Raw genomic sequence first — 19245 nt, 5'->3', positions numbered from 1 at the left:
GCCGGGCAAACGACCTCGATCGAAGCGGTCGTCACCGCGGCATTCGCCGGTGCCGACGGCCTGGGCGGCTTCTTCGTCCAGCAGGCCGACGCGCAGCGACGGCACCGGCCGGGCGTCCCGGAAGGCGTGTTCGTGTACGCACCGAACGCGCGTGCAAAGGCCGGCGATCTCGTGCATCTCACGGGCCGCGTCGACGAGCGATACGGCCGGACGCAATTCACGCTGTCGGGCGGCATGACCGTCTGCGCACGCGGGCAGACCGTCACCCCGGCGACGCTCACGCTGCCGGTCGCCACGCTATCCGTGCTGGCCGCGCATGAAGGCATGCGCGTGCGCCTGCCGCAAACGCTGACGGTCAGCGATACCCACGCACTCGGCCGCTACGGCAGCGTCGTCCTCAGCCACGGCCGGCTGCGCATCCCGACCCACATCGCACCGCCGGCCGAAGCCGCCGCGCTCGCGGCAGCCAACGCACTCAACCGCATCGTGCTCGACGACGCCTCGACCCGCCGCGATCCCGCAACCGTGCGCTATCCGCCCCCCGCGCTCAGCGCCGCCAACACGCTGCGCGCGGGCTACACGGTGCGCGGCGTCGAGGGTGTACTCGAACTGCGCTACGGCGCATGGCGGCTGCAACCGGTGGCCGGCGCGGCGCCGCTCTTCGATGCCGCCTCGAACCCGCGTACCGATGCGCCGGCCCGTCATCCCGATGCCGACGCGCGCATCGTGTCGTTCAACGTATTCAACTATTTCAATGGTGACGGGAACGGCGGCGGATTCGATGCCCCGGCCGGCCGAGGAGCGAAAACGCCCGCCGCGTTCGCGCGGCAGGAGGCGAAGATCGTTGCGGCATTGCGCGCGCTGCGTGCCGACGTGATCGGGCTGATGGAAATCGCGAACAACGGCCACGGCGACGCGAGCGCCGTGCGGCGTCTCGCCGCGCGGCTTGGCGAAGGCTGGCGCGCGGTCGATCCCGGCACCGCGCGGCTCGGCCGCGATGCAATCGCGGTCGCGCTGCTGTACGACAGCCGCACGATCGAGCCGGTCGGCCGCGCCGTGACCGTCTCGCTCGGCGGCCGGCATCGCCCGCCGCTCGCGCAGACATTCCGGCGCATCGGCGGCACGCGCGCGTTGACGGTCGCGGTCAATCACCTGAAATCGAAGAACTGCCCGGACGCGACCGGCGCCGATCTCGACCGGTCGGACGGCCAGGGCTGCTGGAACGCGGCGCGCACGCGGGCCGCCGTGCGCATCGCCGACTGGCTCGCCGGATCGCCGACCGGTGCCGCGGCCGATGGCGTACTGCTGGTCGGCGACCTGAACAGCTACGCGAAGGAAGATCCGGTTCGCGCGCTCGAGTCGCGCGGCTACGCGAACCTGGTGGCGCGCTTCGTCGGCGATGCTGCGTACAGCTACGTATTTCGCGGCGAGGCCGGCAGCCTCGATCACGCGCTCGCGACGCCGGCCCTGACCGCGCGCGTCAAAGCCGTGCACGTCTGGCACATCAACGCCGATGAACCGTTTGCACTGCAACCCGTGCCCGATTACAAAACGGCCGCACTTCGGTCGTCCTATTACGCACCCGACGCGTATCGATCGTCGGACCATGATCCCGTCGTCGTCGACCTCGCACTGGACAACGGCCCGCGAATGCCGGTCGCAGGCACAAACCCTGCTCGCCCGTACGGCGTCGATTAGTGCATTTGCATCAGCCCATCGCCTGCAATGGCACTATTTACCTGGTACCCCGGGCGACGCCATATTTACCGGGCATTCACTTCATATCGCTTCTTGTTGCACGCGTTTCGCCCATTTGAGAATTTTTTTCAATCTTCGCGCGGCCCCGCGTGGCGGGGCTTCCAGGCAATTCCGCCAACGAATTGAAAATTTGTCTCGAAACTCAACCGGGCCAAGCGAATCACATTAGTTGCTGGGATTCGTCTTATCTTCAAATTGGCCTTGAATCGAAGGAGGATAAACACCATGGCGCTCACTGACTCGATCGAACACAAGCTGGACCGCGGCCTGTCCGACATTCGTCGCACGGGCCGGCGCGTGGGACGCACGACGCGCTCGGCCGCCCGCGACCTGCATGCCGACGTCACCGACGATCTGCGCGGGCTGGTCGATGAACTCGAAGATCTGCTGAAAAACGACGGCGACGGCGATATCGCCGCGCTGCGCAAGCGCGTGCAATCCAGGCTCGATGAAGCACGCGGCGCGCTCGACCATGCGTCGGGCAGCGCAGCCGCCCGGCTGCGCGATTCCGCCGAACGCGTGTCGCAGGTCGTGCAAAACAACCCGTGGCAAACCGCCGGCGTCGTTGCCGGCCTCGCGTTCGTTGCGGGCCTGCTCCTTGCCCGCCGTTGAACGGAGCCGGCCGACCCGCAGCCCGCCCCGTCCGTCATCAATCAGACAAAGAAGGAGAAACGCCATGCAGAAGACCTTTGCCATGAAAGCCGCCGCCGCCGTCCTGCTCGGCAGCCTCGCGCTCGCCGGCTGCACGACCACCCCGGACAAGCCGGAAGGCGCCGCGGCCAGCGCGTCGAAGCGCCAGTCGATCGACGCCAGCGTCAACGCAACGCTCTCGCGTCTCTATTCGACGGTGCCGGGCTCGCGTGAACTCGTCGCGAAATCGCGCGGCGTACTCGTGTTCCCGAGCGTGCTGCAGGCCGGCTTCATCGTCGGCGGCCAGTCCGGCAACGGCGCGCTGCGCGTCGGCGGCAGCACGGTCGGCTACTACAACACGTCGTCGTTGTCGGTCGGCCTGCAGGCCGGCGCGCAGTCGAAGGCGATCGTGTTCCTGTTCATGACGCAGGATGCGCTCGACTCGTTCCGCAAGTCCGAAGGCTGGTCGGCCGGCGCCGACGCGTCGGTCGCGGTCGTGAAGGTCGGCGCGAACGGCGCGGTCGACTCCAACACGGCCACCGCACCGGTCGAGGTGCTGATCCTGACCAACGCCGGCCTGATGGGCGACCTGTCGGTGAACGGCACGAAGGTCACGAAGCTCAACATCTGACGATGCGGCACGCGGCGTTGCGCCGCGTTTGCTTCCCGGCAGCGCCGCGGCCTCGGCCGCGGCGTTTTCGCATGTGCCGCGCGTAGCCGCTATGATGGCGGCACCTTTGCGGGCATACTCCGGTTCGGGCCGCCCGGCGGATGGCCGCCCGCAGCGCGTTGCGCCGGGAACCCGTGACGATCGCGAACCGATCGCGCACGGGGCAACGAGATTCAATCAAACCACGCATCAATCTGCGCGAATGTCATCCATGGATAGCGGACACGACCACCAAAAATTCTTCTATTTCCTGCTGGCCGCGGTCACCGTCGGACTCTGCTGGATTCTCACGCCGTTTTCCGGCGCCGTGTTCTGGGGCACCATACTCGCGATCCTCTTCCAGCCCGTGCAGCGGTGGCTCGCCGCACGCTTCGGCAAGCGGCGCAACCTGGCCGCGCTCGTGACGCTGTCGCTGATCGTGCTGATCGTGATCCTGCCGCTCGTGTTCGTCGCCGCGACGCTCGTGCAGGAAATCGCGTACGTGTACCAGGAAATCAAGACCGCGCAGCCGAACTATTCGCAGTACTTCCAGGACATCATCCACGCGCTGCCTACGTCGATCCAGCACCTGCTGCAGAAATACGGCCTGAGCAACCTCCCGGGCATCCAGAAGAAACTGACCGATGGCGCCGCGCAGATCAGCCAGCTCGCGGCAACCCAGGCGCTCAGCATCGGCCAGAACACCTTCCAGTTCGTCGTGAGCTTCGGCGTGATGCTGTACATGGTGTTCTTCCTGCTGCGCGACGGCGGCGAGATCGGCCGCCGCGTGCGCCGCGCGCTGCCGCTCGACGACGAGCACAAGAACCTGCTGCTGGCCAAGTTCACGACGGTCGTGCGCGCGACGGTGAAGGGCAACATCGCGGTCGCGCTCGTGCAGGGCGCGCTCGGCGGCCTGATCTTCTGGATCCTCGGGATCGAAGGCGTCGTGCTGTGGGGCGCGCTGATGGCGTTCCTGTCGCTGCTGCCCGCGATCGGCGCGAGCCTCGTATGGGTGCCGGCCGCGCTCTACTTCCTGATGATCGGCGCGGTGTGGAAATGCGCGATCCTCGTCGCGTTCTGCGTGGGCGTGATCGGCCTCGTCGACAACCTGCTGCGCCCGATCCTCGTCGGCAAGGACACGAAGATGCCCGACTGGGTCGTGCTGATCTCGACGCTCGGCGGGATGGCGCTGTTCGGCATCACCGGCTTCGTGATCGGGCCGCTCGTCGCCGCGCTGTTCATGGCGAGCTGGGACATCTACGCACGCGCCGAACAGGGCGAATGACGCAACGCGTGGCCACGTGCCACGCCCCTGCGGACATTCGCCGTCACGGATGACGAATGCGGATCACGACGGGCGCCACGGCGCCCGTCGCGTCATCCGCCGCGAGCGTCATCACGCCGCCATACGGACCCACGCGATACGGGCGGCCCGATACCAGCGGCACGCTTCGATCGTCACGCGCATCGCGCCACGTTGCGCGCACACCCGATGCGGCATCCGGTACGAACGGCGCGCCGTCGGGCCCGACCAGCGCCACATGAGCCCCCGGCAAGCGCCGGCCATGTGCATCGAACCGCAGCGTGGCCACCGCCCCGCCGCTCTCCACCTCGCGTCCCGGGAACTCCACACCCGACCACGCGTCGAGCGTCACGTCGTAGAGATCGACGAGCGCGCCGGCAAACCGCACGATACCGCCCGGCGCGGCATGCCCGGCCGCCATTGCACTCGACATCGCAAGCGCAACACCAAGCCCGATCGCCATCCTCGGCACGGTACCGGCGCGCCGCACCGTTCGATTGCGCGTCGCCGCCGATGCCGCCCGCTTCGCGTCGTTTCGCATGTTTACGCTCCTCTTCCGTGTAACCAGAAAAAAAGGCGACGTGACGCGTCGGTCACGCCGCCATCTGCTGGCAATCACTTTAGGGAGACACGCCCCGACAATATATGAGACAAGTCCGAAACTTAGGCCCGGTTGATCGAACGCATCACGTTCGACACCCCCTCGCGGCAGCGTGCGAACGACATCGCACGCCGTGCCGCGGGCCGGTCACGCGTCCGGATCGACGCGCAGCACGAGCTTGCCGCGATGGTCGCCGTCGAACAGGCGATTCAACACGTCGGGCGCGTTTTCGAGACCGTCGGCGACCGTCTCCTCGGCCTTGAGCCGGCCGTCGCGCAGCCAGCCCGAGAGCGTCTGCACGGCCTCGCGGCTCTTGCGATAGTCGAGGATCAGGAAGCCGCGCATCGTCAGCCGCTTCGAGATCAGCACGCCGACGTCGTCCGCCGCACGGCCGCTGTTGTAGTTCGAGATCACGCCGCACAGCGCGACGCGCCCGCCGATCACCATCCGCGACAGTACCGCGCGCATCACCTCGCCGCCGACGTTCTCGAAATTCACGTGCACGCCGTCCGGCGTCGCGGCCTTCAGCTGCTGACGGAAATCGTCGGCCTTGTAGTCGACGGCCGCATCGAAGCCGAGCGTCTCGGTCAGGTAGCGGCACTTGTCCGCGCCGCCGGCGATACCGACCACGCGCGCGCCGTGGATCTTGCCGATCTGGCCGGCGATCGAGCCGACCGAACCAGCTGCCGCCGATACGACGAGCGTCTCGCCCGGCTGCACCGGCGCGATGTCGGTCAACCCGTAATACGCGGTCAGTCCGCTCATCCCGCACGCACCGAGCAGCGTCGGCAGCGGCAGGCCCGACTGCGCAGGCAGCTTCACGAGCTGCGCGGCCTGGTCGGCCGGCACGACCGCGTAGTCCTGCCAGCCGACGAGCCCCTGCACGAGATCGCCTTCCGCGAAACCCGCGTTGCGCGACGCCACCACGCGCCCGATGCCGAGCGCGCGCATCACCTCGCCGATCGCCACCGGCGGCAGGTACTGCGGCACATCGCTCATCCACACGCGGTTGGTCGGGTCCATCGACAGGTACAGCACACGCACGAGCACCTCGCCGTCCGCGAGCGCCGGCACGGGCGCTTCGACGAGCGAGAAATGTTCACGGCCGACCCGCCCTTCCGGGCGCGTCTTCAGCAGCAGTTGGCGGTTCACGGGTGTGGACACGATGTTCTCCTCCGGTCGTTGTTGTTCGGGATGCGCGTCAGACCGCGCACATGCCGCCGTCGATCACGAGTTCGGCGGCCGTCACGAAGCGGCTCTCGTCGGACGCAAGATAAACGGCCGCGTGCGCGACGTCGTCCGGCTCGCCGAGCCGGCGCAGTGGAATGCCGCGCGCGAGCTTGCGCGTCGCGTCGCGTTCGCCGAGCGTCTGGAACAGCGGCTCGACGATGCCCGTGCGGATGAACGCCGGGTGAATCGAGTTGCAGCGCACGTCGAGCTCGCGGCGTGCGCAGTCGATCGCGACGGACTTCGTGAGCGACGCGACGGCCGCCTTCGACGCGTTGTACGCGGTGAAATCCGGCTCGACCTTGAACGCGGCGACCGACGAGATGTTGATGATCGATGCGGGATGGCTTTCCGCCAGATACGACAGCGCATGCTTGCAGCCGAGCACGATGCTCTCGACGTTGATCGCCATCACGCGCCGCCATTCGTCCAGCTCGATTTGCGCGGGCGAGCCGATCGAGCCGACGCCTGCGTTGTTGACGAGCACCGACAGCCCGCCCATCGCGTCGACCGCCTGCGCGAGCAGCGCCTGCCAGCGCGCCTCGTCGCGCACGTCCTGCGTCGCGGCGAACGCGACCGGCGTCGCATGGCCTGCATTGAGTTCCTGCGCGAACGCGTCGAGCACCGCCGCGTCGGCGATGTCGGTCACGAACACGCGCGCGCCCTGTTCGACCATCCGGCGCGCGATCGCGCGGCCGAGGCCGCCCGCGGCGCCCGTGATGTATGCGCACTTGCCGGCAAGGCGCGAAGAAACGACTGTCATGTGACCATCTCCTATCGTGAATCGTCGTCGCGGAACGCTGCCGCGACGGATGTTCCGTGCCGGTTCCCGCCAGCGCGGGCCGGTTGACCGTGCGTCGCCATCACGAGGCGCCGCACGGTTTCCGCGAGTATATCGAGATGAGCGTGACGCGCGCCGGACACGCCGGGCAGCCTGCCCCGGTTGAACGACAGCCAGCGTACGCGAATGCCGCCGATCGATGAAATGAATCTTCGTTATGCCCGGTCATAGGCTCGACTCATGACCTTCGCGTGACGTCACGCACGCGCAAGCCGGCGCTGCCGGTCACGCAGACCGGCCGGTTCGTCGAATCGTGTCATGGCTAGGGTCGCGTTCCGCGCTTGCGAGAAAGCAATCGGGAAAACGGGCGGCGAGGAATCGCGCGACCGCGGCCGAATGCGGAAGGAAATCGGCAGGAAAGCGGCGCCGGCGTACCGCGGCCGGCGACCGTCAGAAGCCGTCGCCCGACGGCGCGCGCACGAACGCGCAGAGTTGCGGCGAATGCGTGTCGATCATCTGCTGGAACGGCGCGCGGTGCCCGTACGCGATGCCTGACACGAGCAGCAGGCAGACGGCCGCGACGCGCGGCGAGAATGCGCGCTGCCGCACACCGTCGTAGCCGCGCAGGAACACCAGCGCGACCAGCGCGCCGAGCATCCAGCCGACGATCACTTCAGGAACGGTATGCGAATGATCGAACACGCGCGCGACGGCCGTGACCGCGCCGATGGCCAGCCCGGCCGCGATGCCGGGCGCCTTGCCCGTCCGGAACGCCTGCCACAGCATCGACAGCGCGACGGTCCACACCGACGTCGACAGCATCGTGTGGCCGCTGATCACGCGGAAATCGAATTGCGGAAGCTCGATGCCGCACCCGGCATACAGGATCTTCGTGGCACCGACGACGCCCATGCCGGCGGCGAGCAGCACGCCCCAGCGGGCGGCGAGGCGCCAGTCGGTCAGCGCGAGCCAGGCCGCGCAGGTCAGCGCGATCGGCAAGGTCAGCGCGGCATCGCCGATGTTGCTGATTTCACTCCACATAACGGACTTCGGACGACGATCGAAAGGCCGCAGTTTACCGCATGCGCGCCGCGCGACTGTGTCAGCCTGTGACAGGCTGTATCAGCCCGCGACACCGGTAATCAGCAGCAGGTTCGTGCCGGTGATGACGACGAACAGCGCCCACGCGGCGGCCTGCATCCCGCGCCCGATCGTGTGCTCGCCCATCGTGTTGCGATCGCTGACCGAACGGATCAGCGGCCACATCGCGAACGGCAGCTGCAGGCTCAGCAGCACCTGGCTCCATACCAGCAGTTTCCCGACCGAACCGTCGCCGAGCCACAGCACGCCGATCAGCGCGGGCACGAGCGCGAGCCCGCGCGTGATCAGCCGGCGCTGGTAGCACGGAATCTTCGTATGCAGGAAGCCGTCCATGATCACCTGGCCGGCGATCGTGCCGGTGAGCGTCGAACTCTGCCCCGACGCGAGCAGCGCGATGCCGAACAGCAGCGCGGCCGCGCCGCCCGCGATCGGCGTAATCAGGTTGTAGGCCTGCTCGATGTCGGTCACGTTGTGCTGGCCCGTCGCATGGAACGCCGCGCCCGCGACGATCAGGATCGCCGCGTTGACGAGCATCGCGACGAACAGCGACACGCAGGTATCGATGCGCACCAGCGCGAGCGTGTCGCGGATCACCCCGCGCGCACCGCCGACCACGCGCCGCGTCTGCACGACCGACGAATGCAGGTACAGGTTGTGCGGCATGATCGTCGCGCCGACGATGCCGAGCGCGAGCACGATCGCGTCCTTGCGGTCGTGCCCCGGATCGCCCGGCACCAGCCCGCCGGCCACCGCGTGCCAGTCGGGCGGCGTGATCGCGACCTGCGCGACGAAGCAGAACGCCATCGTCGCGATCAGCGCGAGCACGATCGCCTCGATCTGCCGGAACCCCTTGCCCTGCAGGCCGAGCACGATCACCGTGTCGAGCGCGGTCAGCACGATCCCCCACGCGAGCGGCACGCCGAGCAGCAGCTTGAACGCGAGCGCGCAGCCGAGGACTTCCGCGATGTCGCACGCGATGATCGACACCTCGGCGGTCACCCACTGCACGATGCGGCCGAACCGCCCGTAGCGGTCATAGCTGGCCTGCGCGAGATCCCTGCCCGCCACGAGGCCGAGCCGCGCCGCGAGCATCTGCAGGAAGATCGCCGCGAGGCTCGAGAACGCGACGACCCACAGCAGCGAATAGCCGAACTGCGAGCCGGCCTGGATGTCGGTCGCCCAGTTGCCGGGATCCATGTAGCCGATCGCGACCAGCAGGCCGGGGCCGAAGAAGCGCTTGAGCTTCTGCCAGCGCGGCGCGCCGGCATCGATCGTGATGCTGCCCTTTACTTCCGACGGGCAGAAAGGGGCGGTGGCAGTGGTGGGGAGGAAGGACATGGAAACCGGGAATCGAAATCGCGACAGGACGATTCTACGGGTATCCGTCCGGTTTTTTCCCGCGCGGCGGCGCACGGGGCGCATTGCCCCCCGGCGCCGTCGCAGGCCTCCCCGTGCGCATCGGCCGGCGGGGCGCCGCGAGTGAGGATCCTTTCACGCTCGGAGACGCGATATTCGGTCGGCGACATCAGCATGCGCTGGCGGAACAGCTTCGCGAGCCGCTCGCCGCTGCCGAACCCGGTGCGGCGCGCGACCTTGTCGGCCGGCAGCGTCGTGTGGACCAGCATGTGGCAGGCGCGCTCGAGCCGCACGTGCTGGACGAATTCGGTCGGCGTCACGCCGATCTCCTTCTTGAAGCGCCGCAGGAAATTGCGCTCGCTCATCGCGGCGGCCTGCGCGGCGTTCGCGATCGAGATGCGGTTCACGCTCTGCGCGCGCAGCCGCTGCGCCGACATCCGGATCGACGGGCTCGCGCTCAGCTCGCGAAAGGCCCACATCGACTGCGCATAGCGCTGCTCGACCGGCCGCAGCATGTTGCTGGCGATCTCCTGCGCGGCGCCGTCGCCGAGATCGACGCGGAACATGTCGAGCACCGCGGCGAACACGTCGGCTTCCCCGGCCTGCAACTCGACCGTCGTGGCGACCCGGCGGCCGGCCCGGCCCGGCCGCCCTTCGATCGCCGTCGACGGTCGCTGCATGGCCGCGAGCGTCGGCAGGTCCATCGCGTCGACGATCCAGCGCGCATGGCGGCGGATGTCGGTGAGGCGGCGCTGCAATGCGTCGTCCCAATTGACGGCCGCACGGTCGCCGTGAAGATGAAAGAACGCGAGCGCGCGGCGACCGTGCTCGTCGCCGAGCGGATCGGCCGCGATGCTCACGCCGGACGACGACTGCAACAGCCCCCCGCTTTCGGATACGTACTTCAACTGATAGTCGGCACTGTGTGCGTGCAGGCGATTCGCCAGATTGAAAGCCTCGCCGATACGCGCGGCCTGGGCCAACGAAAACCCCGTACTCAAATAGATAACGACCCACCTCTGATCTGCTGCATTCACTGGCCAAGCCCCCGACTTGTTTCGACTTCTTCTAATACCGTCGAACTGTCAGGCTTATATTTGGTTTGAATGCGTGCGACAGGACGGCTATCCCGAAATATGAAGCGACGGCATCTTAGCCGAACGGGTCGCGGCTTTGGCGCGAAATGGCCGACGTGGACAGCATGATGGCGGATTACTACAGGCTGCCAGGGGTTGCCGGCGGGCCGGTGCGGAATTGCACGGGCCGATATCGCCAATTGTTACGATTGTGTACATCGAAATCCGTGCATTTTCACGACGACGAATTGCGTCGGGTATCCGGATAAATGCACAGCCGAATATCGGCGCAAACGATCTCCCCATGTATTCAATACCGTCGATCGCCACGCAGGAAAGCCCGCGTATCCGTTGCCTGCGCATCCTTTAGAATCGCTCCACCATTCACCACGCCACCCGCGCCCCGTGCCCGCCGACCATCGTCTCGACCTGAACCTGTTTCGCGTGCTCGACGCCGTCTACGTGCATGGCGGCATCGGCGCGGCCGCCCGCGCGCTGCATCTCACGCAGCCGGCCGTCACGCACGCGCTCAACCGGCTGCGCGCGCATTTCGACGATCCGCTGTTCGTGCGCCAGGGCAACCGTGTTGTCGCAACCGAACGCACGCGCTCGATCATCACGGACGTGCAACTGCACCTGAAGGGCCTGCAAGGCACCGCGCGCGCGCCGTCGGCGTTCGATCCCGCGACGCTCGACCTGAGCATCGCGGTGGGCATTCGCGACGTGCTCGAATCGATCGCGCTGCCGCGGATCGTCGCGGCGTTCGCCGACGAAGCGCCGGGCCTGCGGCTCGTGAGCCGTCGCATCGCGGTAGCCGGGATCGAACGCGAACTCGCATCGGGCAATCTCGATCTCGTCGTCGATCGCCGCGTGCCGACCGGCCCGCGCATCGCCACCGAACACCTGCTCGACGATTCGCTCGTCGTCGCACTGCGCCGCGATCATCCGCTTGCGCGCGAGCCGTTGCGGCGCGGCGACTATTTCGCGGCGCAGCATGTCGCGGTGTCGTCGCTCGGCGAGCCGCAATCGCTCGACGTACTGCTCGGCAACGACGGCCGCTTTCGCGATATCCGGCTCACCTGTCAGCACTATTTCGCCGCGTGCCAGATCGCCGCGACCGGCAACCTGCTGGTCACGCTGCCGCACACCTATGCGTTGCGGATGGCCGCGATGCTGCCGATCGTCGTGCGGCCGCTGCCGTTGCGGCTCAAGCCGTTCCCGCTCCTCGCGTACTGGCACGAATCGCGCGACGCCGATCGCGCGCACCAGTGGGTACGCGAGCGCATCGCCGCGCTCGTGCGCAGCAGTGCCGGCAGCGCGGACGCGTAGCCGCATCGCGCGCGCCGTCGCCGTCGCCGTCGCCGTCGGGGCGGTATGCTGACGGCTGCGCGCCGCCGCGCGGCGTCCACTTTCCGCATCCCGACTCCCTTTTTCCTTTTCCGCTGACCGGAGACTTGCCATGTCGCTCATCCACGCCGCCGCCGTCCTCGACGCCGATGCGCCCGATTACGTCGTCCAGCTTCAGGCCGGCACCCACGCGCTGACCGGCGACGAAGCCCCACGCGAGGGCGGCCAGGATCGCGGGCCGGCGCCCTATGAATTCGTGCTGGCCGGCCTCGCGCAATGCACGGCCGCGACGCTGCGCATGTACATGCAGCGCAAGGCGTGGCCGGCCGCGCGTATCGACGTGCGCACCGAGCTGCATGCCGATCGCGAAGGCACGCAGTACGTGCGCCGTGTCGTGACGCTCGACGGCCCGCTCGACGATGCGCAACGCCAGCGCCTCGCCGAAATCTGCGAGAAAACGCCGGTCACGCAGTTCATCAAGCGCGGCACGCGGATCGACACGACGTTGAACTGACACGCAACGCACACAACTCAAGATCACCGCGCAAATCGCCGCGCAAAAGGAAACGGGGGGCCGCGCACAATGCGCGGCCCCCCGTTCGTCGCTCCCGTCAGGCGCTTACAGTCCGAGCGCGGACAGGTCGAGCTTGCCGTCCTTCATCGGCGGGCACCAGAAATACGCGCCCGTCAGCGGCCGCGTGAAGCGGAACAGGCCGTCGACGATCCCGTCTTCCGCGCCGCTCATCCGGCGCATCTGCACGTCGAACGCGCGGAACGAGCAGCCGAACGCCACGAAGTAGAGGCCCGCGCGGCGCGCGTCCGACCACGGCGACGAACGGCGCAGCATGAACGCTTCGGGCTCGAAGCTTTCCTGCGCGGTGCGCTTCACGTGCGCGAACTCGGGTGCGTCGTCGAGTTCTTCGTTGTCCGAGCGGCGGCGCCCGATGATGTTGTCCATGTCGCCCGACGGAATGCGCTCCATCTGCTCGAAGTCGTGCAGCCATTGCTGGACCGCGACGAAGCTCGCACCGTCGAGCCCCGCGCCCTGCCCGGTCACGATCGCCGCGGCCACGGCTTCGTCGCCTTCGGGGTTCTCGGTGCCGTCCTCGTAGCCGGACAGGTCGCGATCGTTCGAATAGCGGAAACCGTCGACCGCATCCTGCAACGCGAACGCCGGCGCCAGCGCGCGTTCGATCGCCCGCGCGCGCAGCACGATCTCGCCGCGATCGTCGCCGCGCAGCCAGACCCACACGTCGGCCGGCGTCGCCGGCAGCGTGCGGTCCTTCACCGCGAACGCCGGGAATCCGGTCAGGCCCGGCACCGGGTGCCCGAGGTGCGCCGCCAGCGCATGTCCGAACCCGACGACCGTGTCGCGTCCGTCGACGATCTCGCGCAGCGCGGCCAGCGCCGCCGCCACATTGCCGTCGTTCGACATCGTGAAAGTGAGGTATCGGGCCGCCGTATCGATCGGGGTCAGGATGCCTTGCTGAACGTCGCTCATCGTTTCCTCAGGAATGTATCGTGGTGAATCTGCGAGGGCCGCGGCGCGGTGCGCCGCAAACGTCGAAGTGTAATCGATGCGTGTGCCGGCCCCTGCGCTGCCGCACTGTGGAAGGCCCGCCAAAGAAGGGCCGAAGCCCTGAATACTAACCGTATCGACGCTGCAACGCCGCATTCGTCAGACGTTGCGGGGCGCGCGGCACTGCTGATAGAATCTTTCCACGTCTTTTCGGCGTCCTTTCAACCGTTCACTTCAGGGGAGGTGCAGATGTTCCGAATGCCAGCAACCTTCCCGAACGTGGTCCCACGGCGCAGCTGATCCAGCCCGCCGTCCGCGCCGGCTCCCGAGTTTTCCGCTAACCCGTCAGCCGCGCCGTTTCCCGACAGCCCGTTTCGTTTCGCCGCACGGTTTCCGCGCGGCCCGGCTGTTGCGTTTTCGATGTTCGCCCAACCGGAAAGCCCCGTCGCGCGATGCGCCGGGCAACGATAAATGACCAGAAAAACCACCCTTCTGGGCGGCCAGGCATTCCAGGCCGTCTTCGGCTTCACCTTCCGTTACTGGCGCAAGCAGCCGGCCCGCACCGCCACGGTCGCGAGCCTCGCGCTGCTCGCCGCGCTCGCCGACGTGCTCACGCCGCTGTTCGCCGGCCGCCTCGTCGACGCGCTGTCGACCGGCCTGACCGACCGCGCCGCCGCGTGGCATGCGGCCCTCGTCGCGTTCGGCACGCTCGCCGCGCTCGGCCTCGGCGCGACAGTACTGCGACAAGGCGTCTACCTGAACATCATCACGCTCACGCTGAAGATGATGAGCGAGATCGCGGCCGCATCGTTCCATCGCGTGCAGCGCTTCTCGACCGACTGGCACGCGAACAGCTTCGCGGGCTCGACCGTGCGCAAGATCACGCGCGGCATCTGGGCGCTCGACCTGCTGAACGACACGGTCCTGATCGCGCTGTTGCCGTCGGTCACGATGCTCGTCGGCGCAACCGTGCTGCTCGGCACGCACTGGCCCGTGATGGGGCTCGTCGTCGGCGCGGGTTCGCTGCTGTACATCACGGTGACGGTTGCGGTGTCGCTCGGCATCGTCGCGCCGGCCGCCCGCCTCGGCAACCTGTGGGATACGCGCATGGGCGGCGCGCTCGCCGATGCCGTGAGCTGCAACGCGGTCGTGAAGGCGTTCGGCGCGGAAACGCGCGAGGAAGCGCGGCTCGCCCGCGTGATCGGCAAGTGGCGGCAACGCACGCGCCGCACGTGGGTGCGCGGCACGCTCAACGGCGGGTTGCAGGGCGCGATGCTCGTCGCGATGCAGGCCGCGATGATCGGCGTCGCGCTGCGGCTGTGGGCGAACGACGAGGCGAGCGTCGGCGACATCGCGTTCGCGCTGACGATGTTCTTCATGCTGCAGGGCTACCTGCGCGACGTCGGCATGCACATCCGCAACCTGCAGCGCTCGGTCAACGACATGGAAGAACTCGTCGCGCTCGAACGCCAGCCGCTCGGCATCGACGATCGTCCCGGCGCGCCGGCCATCCGGATCGGGCAAGGCGAGATCCGCTTCGAGCACGTGACGTTCCGCTACGGCAACCATCCGGTGCCGCTGTACGACGATTTCTCGATGCGCATCGCGACGGGCGAGCGGGTGGGCCTCGTCGGCCACTCGGGGTCGGGCAAGACGACGTTCATCAAGCTGATCCAGCGCCTGTACGACGTGTCGGGCGGCCGCATCACGATCGACGGCCAGGACATCGCGCAGGTCCGGCAGGATTCGCTGCGCAGCCAGATCGCGATCGTCCAGCAGGAGCCCGTGCTGTTCCACCGCACGCTCGCCGAGAACATCGCGTATGCACGCCCCGACGCGAGCCGGGCCGACATCGAGCGCGCCGCGCGGCTCGCCAGCGCGCACGACTTCATCGCCGCGCTGCCGGACGGCTATGACACGCTGGTCGGCGAACGCGGGATCAAGCTGTCGGGCGGCGAACGCCAGCGGGTCGCGATCGCGCGCGCGTTCCTCGCCGATGCGCCGATCCTGATCCTCGACGAAGCCACGTCGAGCCTCGACAGCGAAAGCGAGCTGCTGATCCAGCAGGCGATGGAGCGGCTGATGGTCGGTCGCACGACGCTGGTGGTCGCGCACCGGCTGTCGACCGTGCGCGCGCTCGACCGGCTGCTGGTGCTCGACCGCGGCAAGGTGATCGAGGAAGGCAGCCACGACGCGCTGATCCGCATCGACGGCGGCATCTATCGCCGGCTGTTCGAGCGGCAGGCGCTGGAACTCGCCAAGGGGCTCGCCGATTCGCCGCGGCGCACGGCGGACAATCATGCCGGGCCGCTCGGCGAGCCGGCCGAGGCGTGATGCAAGAAAGGCGCGACGCGCGCCGGTGGTGCGGTCATCACCGCCGGCGCGCGTCGACAAATGGATCCGGATCGAGGCCGTGCCAGGTGCACGGCCTTTTTTTCGGCCGCGAATTCCGCCCGCCCCTCCGGAAGCCGCGCGCCGCCAGGCCGCCTCTTCCGGTATCCCTTATCATGTGGGCCAGCAAGTTTGCGACAAGGGATCGACCATGTTTACAGGAATTGTCCAGGGCGTTGCCACCATCAAGACCATCGCCGACCACGGGGAACTGAGAACCTTCAGCATCGAATTCCCGGAACGGTTTACCGACGACATCGAGATCGGCGCCAGCGTCTCGGTCGACGGCGTCTGCCTGACGGTGACGACCATCCATTCGCCGGAACTGATCGACTTCGACGTGATGCTGCCGAGCCTGAAAATCACCACGCTGGCCGACCTCACGACAGGCGCGCGGATCAACGTGGAGCGGGCCGCGAAGGACGGCGCGGAGATCGGCGGGCATCCGCTGTCCGGCCATGTCGACTTCACCGGGACCATCCGGCACATCGCATCGTCCGAGCATAACCGGATGGTGCGCATCGGCGTGCCGGACGCATTCAAGCGGTACGTGTTCGCGAAGGGCTATATCGCGATCAACGGCTGCAGCCTGACGGTGTCCGACGTCAACCGCGACGAAGGCTGGTTCGATGTCTGGCTGATTCCCGAAACGCGTCGCGCGACGACCTTCGATGCGAAGGGCGTCAACGACACGGTCAACATCGAGATCGAGCGCAGCACGCAGGTGGTCGTGGACACGATCCGGGAATCGGTCAAGGAAACGCTCGGCGAACTGAACGGTGTCGTCACGGCGTTGCTGGCCGAAAAAGGCATCGATATCGAGGAATTGCTGGCGCGCCATGTCGCGCGCCTGCCGAAGCAGTAACGGTTGCCGGCGCGCTAGGTGATCCGCTGGATCACCGAGTACCGGCCGCCGTCGCAAAACACCTCGACCCACGGCTCCGCTTCCTCGAACGTCCAGAGGACGAGATCGAGATCGACCGGTTCGTCGTCGTCGGGCCAGCGCATGTTCCACCCGCCCGCGACGGCGACCGCCCCGCCCGTGTAGAGCGGGCATTGCGCCATCCACTCACGCTCGTAGTCGTGCGCCGCGATGCCCTTGAAGTTGCTGTTGAATCCCCAGTCGCGTTGCCAGCCGTGCGCGTCGAGATAGGCGTCGATCGCGGCTGAGCCGAAGCGGAACACCGCTTCGACCGGCGGGAGCGACGTAGCGTCGGATCGGCACAGCGGGCGGTCCGACCGGACGGGTTGCACGGCGGTTTCCGCGCGGCCCGATGTCCCGCCCTCGTCGAGATACACGTTCAGCCAGGTGCCGTCCCGCTCGACGGAGACGCACGGCGCGCCTGCTTCAACGCCATGCCAGTAGCCGGTGACGGGTTCCCCGCCACTCGCGAAGCGATATTGACGGCATGGCCTGGCAAGGCGCCGCGCTTCGATCAGAAAGTCTTCCAGCGTCATCGAATGTCGTGCTCCCGGTTTCCGGCACTGCGGGTGCCGCATGGATGCGTCGGGCCGCCGCCCGCATCATTCGGCTTCGGCCTGCGCGCCCTTGCCCACCGCCACGCGCTGCGCGCGATAAATCCCCGCGTGCCCCGAGAACAGATACGCAACGACACACGCGACGATCGCATACACGCCGATATCCGCCCCGAACAGTTCGATCGCCATGATCGTCGACGCGATCGGCGTGTTGGCCGCGCCCGCGAACACCGCGACGAAGCCGAGCCCCGCGAGCACGGGCACCGGCAGCGCCAGCACCTGGCCGAGCGCGTTGCCGAGCGTCGCGCCGATGTAGAACAGCGGCGTCACTTCACCGCCCTTGAACCCCGACGCGAGCGTGACGACGGTGAACGCGAACTTGCCCGCGAAGTCGTAGAGCGGCAACGGGCCGTGAAACGCGGCCTCGATCGTCGGGATGCCGAGGCCGAGATACTGCGGCACGTTCAACGCGGTGGCAGCCGCGGCGACCAGCAGGCCGCCGAGCACCGGCTGCAGCGGCGCATAACGGATGACGCGGCGGAACCACGCGGTCAGCGCATGCGTCGCGAACGCGAACAGCCGCCCGACCACGCCGAACGCCACGCCCGCGACGACCGTCACGGCCAGCCCCGTCGCCGACACGGCCGGCACGAACGGAATCGCATAGGCGGTGTGATGCACGCCCCACGCGCGACAGACGACATCCGCGACGATCGCGGATGCGACACAGGTCAGCAGCGCGTCGTACCGCACGCGCCCGATCGCCAGCACCTCGAGCCCGAACACGGCGCCCGCGAGCGGCGTGCCGAACACCGATGCGAAACCGGCCGCGATGCCGCCCATCAGCAGCACGCGGCGATGTTCGCGATCGAGACGGAACACGTGCGTGACGCGATCGGCGAGCGCGCCGCCCATCTGCACGGCCGTGCCCTCGCGGCCGGCCGAGCCGCCGAACAGGTGCGTGACGACGGTCGCGACGAGCACGAGCGGCGCCATCCGTTTCGGCACGAGCGCCTTCGGGTCGTGGATTTCGTCGATCAGCAGGTTGTTGCCGCGCGCGACGGACTGGCCGAAGCGATGGTAGATCCAGCCGGTCGCGAAACCGGCCGCCGGCAGCCCCCACAGCAGCCACGGATGCGCGACGCGCGTGCCGGTCGCCCAGTCGAGCGCGATCAGGAACAAGGCGGAAGCCGTGCCGGCCAGTGCGCCAAGCAGGGCCGAGAGCGCGAGCCAGCGGCACACGTAGCGCACGGTCGCGAGAAGATCGGCAGAAGTCGTGAAGAACATGATTTCCAGATTCGACGGAACATCAAAACCTGGGCGGCAGAATACCGCATGGACGGCCTGCGACCTCCTGACGACCCAGGAACACGCAGGCATCATCAGCCGGGCTTACCGGCGGTTGAGGGCCGCACCGTGCGCAACGCGCCGCGTACGACCGCAGGGAGGCATGCCATCTCCGCAGGCCGCCATTGTACGCGAGTACGCGACGCCCGCAATGCGGCCGACGGCGCAGCGGAACGGGACGGCGCCGCCGGCCCGTTGAACGCCGTCAGTCGCGCAGCGGACGCGTGATGCGCGAGATCAGCTGGGGCGCGATCCGTTCGAGCGGCAGGATCGCCGACGCCGCCCCGATCGCGGCGGCCGCCTTCGGCATTCCGTACACGGCGCTCGTCGCTTCGTCCTGCGCGATCGTGTGGCAGCCCTTCGCGCGCATCGCCTTCAGGCCGAGCGCGCCGTCGCGCCCCATGCCCGTCAGCAGCACGCCGAACGCTTCGCCCTGCCAGCCGTCGGCGACGCTGTTGAAGAACACGTCGATCGACGGCCGGTACGGTGTCTCGACCGGATGCCGCGTATAGCCGAGCACGCCGCGCGGCGACAGGTAAAGGTGATCGTTGGTCGCCGCGAGCAGCACCTCGCCGGCCTGCGGCACGCTGCCCTGCCGCGCGACGCGCACCGGCAGCCGCGTATAGCCGTCGAGCCACTCGGCCATCCCGAGCGCGAACGCCTGGTCGACATGCTGGACG

The 19245-nt window shown here is 68.0% G+C and carries 18 protein-coding genes and 1 riboswitch; of the genes, 8 read left to right on the top strand and 10 right to left on the bottom strand.

Annotation, left to right across the window (positions count from 1 at the left end; genetic code table 11):
- From ABY44_RS05210 to ABY44_RS05195, 4 genes are all read left to right on the top strand, one after another.
- A partial coding sequence (locus ABY44_RS05210; RefSeq protein WP_431640930.1) for an ExeM/NucH family extracellular endonuclease occupies positions 1 to 1698 on the top strand: 1698 nt, incomplete at its 5' end.
- 285 nt (positions 1699 to 1983) lie between these two features.
- Positions 1984 to 2370: a DUF883 family protein gene (locus ABY44_RS05205; RefSeq protein ID WP_060173106.1), complete on the top strand. Its 387-nt coding sequence runs from the start codon at positions 1984 to 1986 to the stop codon at positions 2368 to 2370.
- A gap of 64 nt (positions 2371 to 2434) precedes the next feature.
- Positions 2435 to 3019 (top strand): BPSL1445 family SYLF domain-containing lipoprotein, encoded by a 585-nt coding sequence (locus tag ABY44_RS05200; protein ID WP_027791015.1) that lies wholly within the window; start codon positions 2435 to 2437, stop codon positions 3017 to 3019.
- 250 nt (positions 3020 to 3269) lie between these two features.
- Positions 3270 to 4322 (top strand): AI-2E family transporter, encoded by a 1053-nt coding sequence (locus tag ABY44_RS05195; RefSeq protein WP_027791014.1) that lies wholly within the window; start codon positions 3270 to 3272, stop codon positions 4320 to 4322.
- A 43-nt stretch (positions 4323 to 4365) separates the two neighbouring features.
- Here ABY44_RS05195 and ABY44_RS05190 read toward each other — a convergent pair whose 3' ends face one another.
- The 6 genes from ABY44_RS05190 to ABY44_RS05165 all read right to left on the bottom strand — a co-directional run bounded on the left by ABY44_RS05190 (position 4366) and on the right by ABY44_RS05165 (position 10389).
- Positions 4366 to 4881, bottom strand: coding sequence for a hypothetical protein (locus ABY44_RS05190; protein ID WP_060173105.1), 516 nt, complete (start codon positions 4879 to 4881; stop codon positions 4366 to 4368).
- A 207-nt stretch (positions 4882 to 5088) separates the two neighbouring features.
- The gene (locus ABY44_RS05185; RefSeq protein ID WP_021157603.1) at positions 5089 to 6105 is read right to left on the bottom strand and encodes an NADP-dependent oxidoreductase; all 1017 of its coding nucleotides are present in this window, start codon (positions 6103 to 6105) and stop codon (positions 5089 to 5091) included.
- A gap of 37 nt (positions 6106 to 6142) precedes the next feature.
- Positions 6143 to 6931 (bottom strand): SDR family oxidoreductase, encoded by a 789-nt coding sequence (locus tag ABY44_RS05180; protein WP_048022225.1) that lies wholly within the window; start codon positions 6929 to 6931, stop codon positions 6143 to 6145.
- Positions 6932 to 7399: 468 nt separating this feature from the next.
- On the bottom strand, positions 7400 to 7990 hold the full coding sequence (locus tag ABY44_RS05175) for a phosphatase PAP2 family protein (RefSeq protein ID WP_060083389.1): 591 nt from the start codon (positions 7988 to 7990) through the stop codon (positions 7400 to 7402).
- Positions 7991 to 8071: 81 nt separating this feature from the next.
- Positions 8072 to 9388, bottom strand: coding sequence for an Nramp family divalent metal transporter (locus tag ABY44_RS05170; RefSeq protein WP_027791010.1), 1317 nt, complete (start codon positions 9386 to 9388; stop codon positions 8072 to 8074).
- Entirely contained in the window at positions 9337 to 10389 is a 1053-nt protein-coding gene (locus tag ABY44_RS05165; RefSeq protein WP_060173104.1) for a helix-turn-helix domain-containing protein, read from the bottom strand. Before ABY44_RS05165 ends, ABY44_RS05170 begins: the two co-directional genes overlap by 52 nt.
- A gap of 498 nt (positions 10390 to 10887) precedes the next feature.
- On the opposite strand from ABY44_RS05165, the gene ABY44_RS05160 reads away from it, so the two are divergent.
- Together ABY44_RS05160 and ABY44_RS05155 are read left to right on the top strand one after the other, a co-directional pair.
- A complete protein-coding gene (locus tag ABY44_RS05160; protein WP_060173103.1) occupies positions 10888 to 11811 on the top strand; it encodes a LysR family transcriptional regulator in 924 nt (307 codons plus the stop codon).
- A gap of 130 nt (positions 11812 to 11941) precedes the next feature.
- Positions 11942 to 12343 (top strand): OsmC family protein, encoded by a 402-nt coding sequence (locus ABY44_RS05155; protein WP_059591685.1) that lies wholly within the window; start codon positions 11942 to 11944, stop codon positions 12341 to 12343.
- Between the two features lie 105 nt (positions 12344 to 12448).
- Here ABY44_RS05155 and ABY44_RS05150 read toward each other — a convergent pair whose 3' ends face one another.
- On the bottom strand, positions 12449 to 13330 hold the full coding sequence (locus ABY44_RS05150; protein ID WP_021157611.1) for a Dyp-type peroxidase: 882 nt from the start codon (positions 13328 to 13330) through the stop codon (positions 12449 to 12451).
- A 489-nt stretch (positions 13331 to 13819) separates the two neighbouring features.
- Here ABY44_RS05150 and ABY44_RS05145 point away from each other — a divergent pair, with 489 nt between their 5' ends.
- Together ABY44_RS05145 and ABY44_RS05140 are read left to right on the top strand one after the other, a co-directional pair.
- Positions 13820 to 15682: an ABC transporter ATP-binding protein gene (locus tag ABY44_RS05145; protein WP_060173102.1), complete on the top strand. Its 1863-nt coding sequence runs from the start codon at positions 13820 to 13822 to the stop codon at positions 15680 to 15682.
- Positions 15683 to 15890: 208 nt separating this feature from the next.
- Positions 15891 to 16604, top strand: a complete 714-nt coding sequence (locus ABY44_RS05140) for a riboflavin synthase (protein ID WP_027791004.1) — start codon at positions 15891 to 15893, stop codon at positions 16602 to 16604.
- Between the two features lie 14 nt (positions 16605 to 16618).
- On the opposite strand, the gene ABY44_RS05135 is transcribed toward ABY44_RS05140, so the two are convergent.
- From ABY44_RS05135 to ABY44_RS05125, 3 genes are all read right to left on the bottom strand, one after another.
- Positions 16619 to 17197 carry a hypothetical protein gene (locus tag ABY44_RS05135; RefSeq protein ID WP_060173101.1) on the bottom strand — a complete coding sequence of 193 codons (579 nt, stop codon included), beginning with the start codon at positions 17195 to 17197 and terminating at the stop codon, positions 16619 to 16621.
- A 66-nt stretch (positions 17198 to 17263) separates the two neighbouring features.
- Positions 17264 to 18505, bottom strand: a complete 1242-nt coding sequence (locus tag ABY44_RS05130) for a voltage-gated chloride channel family protein (RefSeq protein WP_021157617.1) — start codon at positions 18503 to 18505, stop codon at positions 17264 to 17266.
- Positions 18506 to 18584: 79 nt separating this feature from the next.
- Positions 18585 to 18688, bottom strand: a riboswitch (Fluoride riboswitch).
- An 82-nt stretch (positions 18689 to 18770) separates the two neighbouring features.
- Positions 18771 to 19245, bottom strand: a 475-nt coding sequence (locus ABY44_RS05125) for a chemotaxis protein CheB (RefSeq protein WP_431640928.1), incomplete at its 5' end; no start/stop codon positions are given.

This window comes from Burkholderia sp. ZZQ-2 (assembly GCF_050768715.1).
GTDB lineage: Bacteria > Pseudomonadota > Gammaproteobacteria > Burkholderiales > Burkholderiaceae > Burkholderia > Burkholderia cepacia.
Note: the sequence above shows the minus strand (reverse complement) of the source record. Positions and strands in the feature narration are given on the sequence as shown.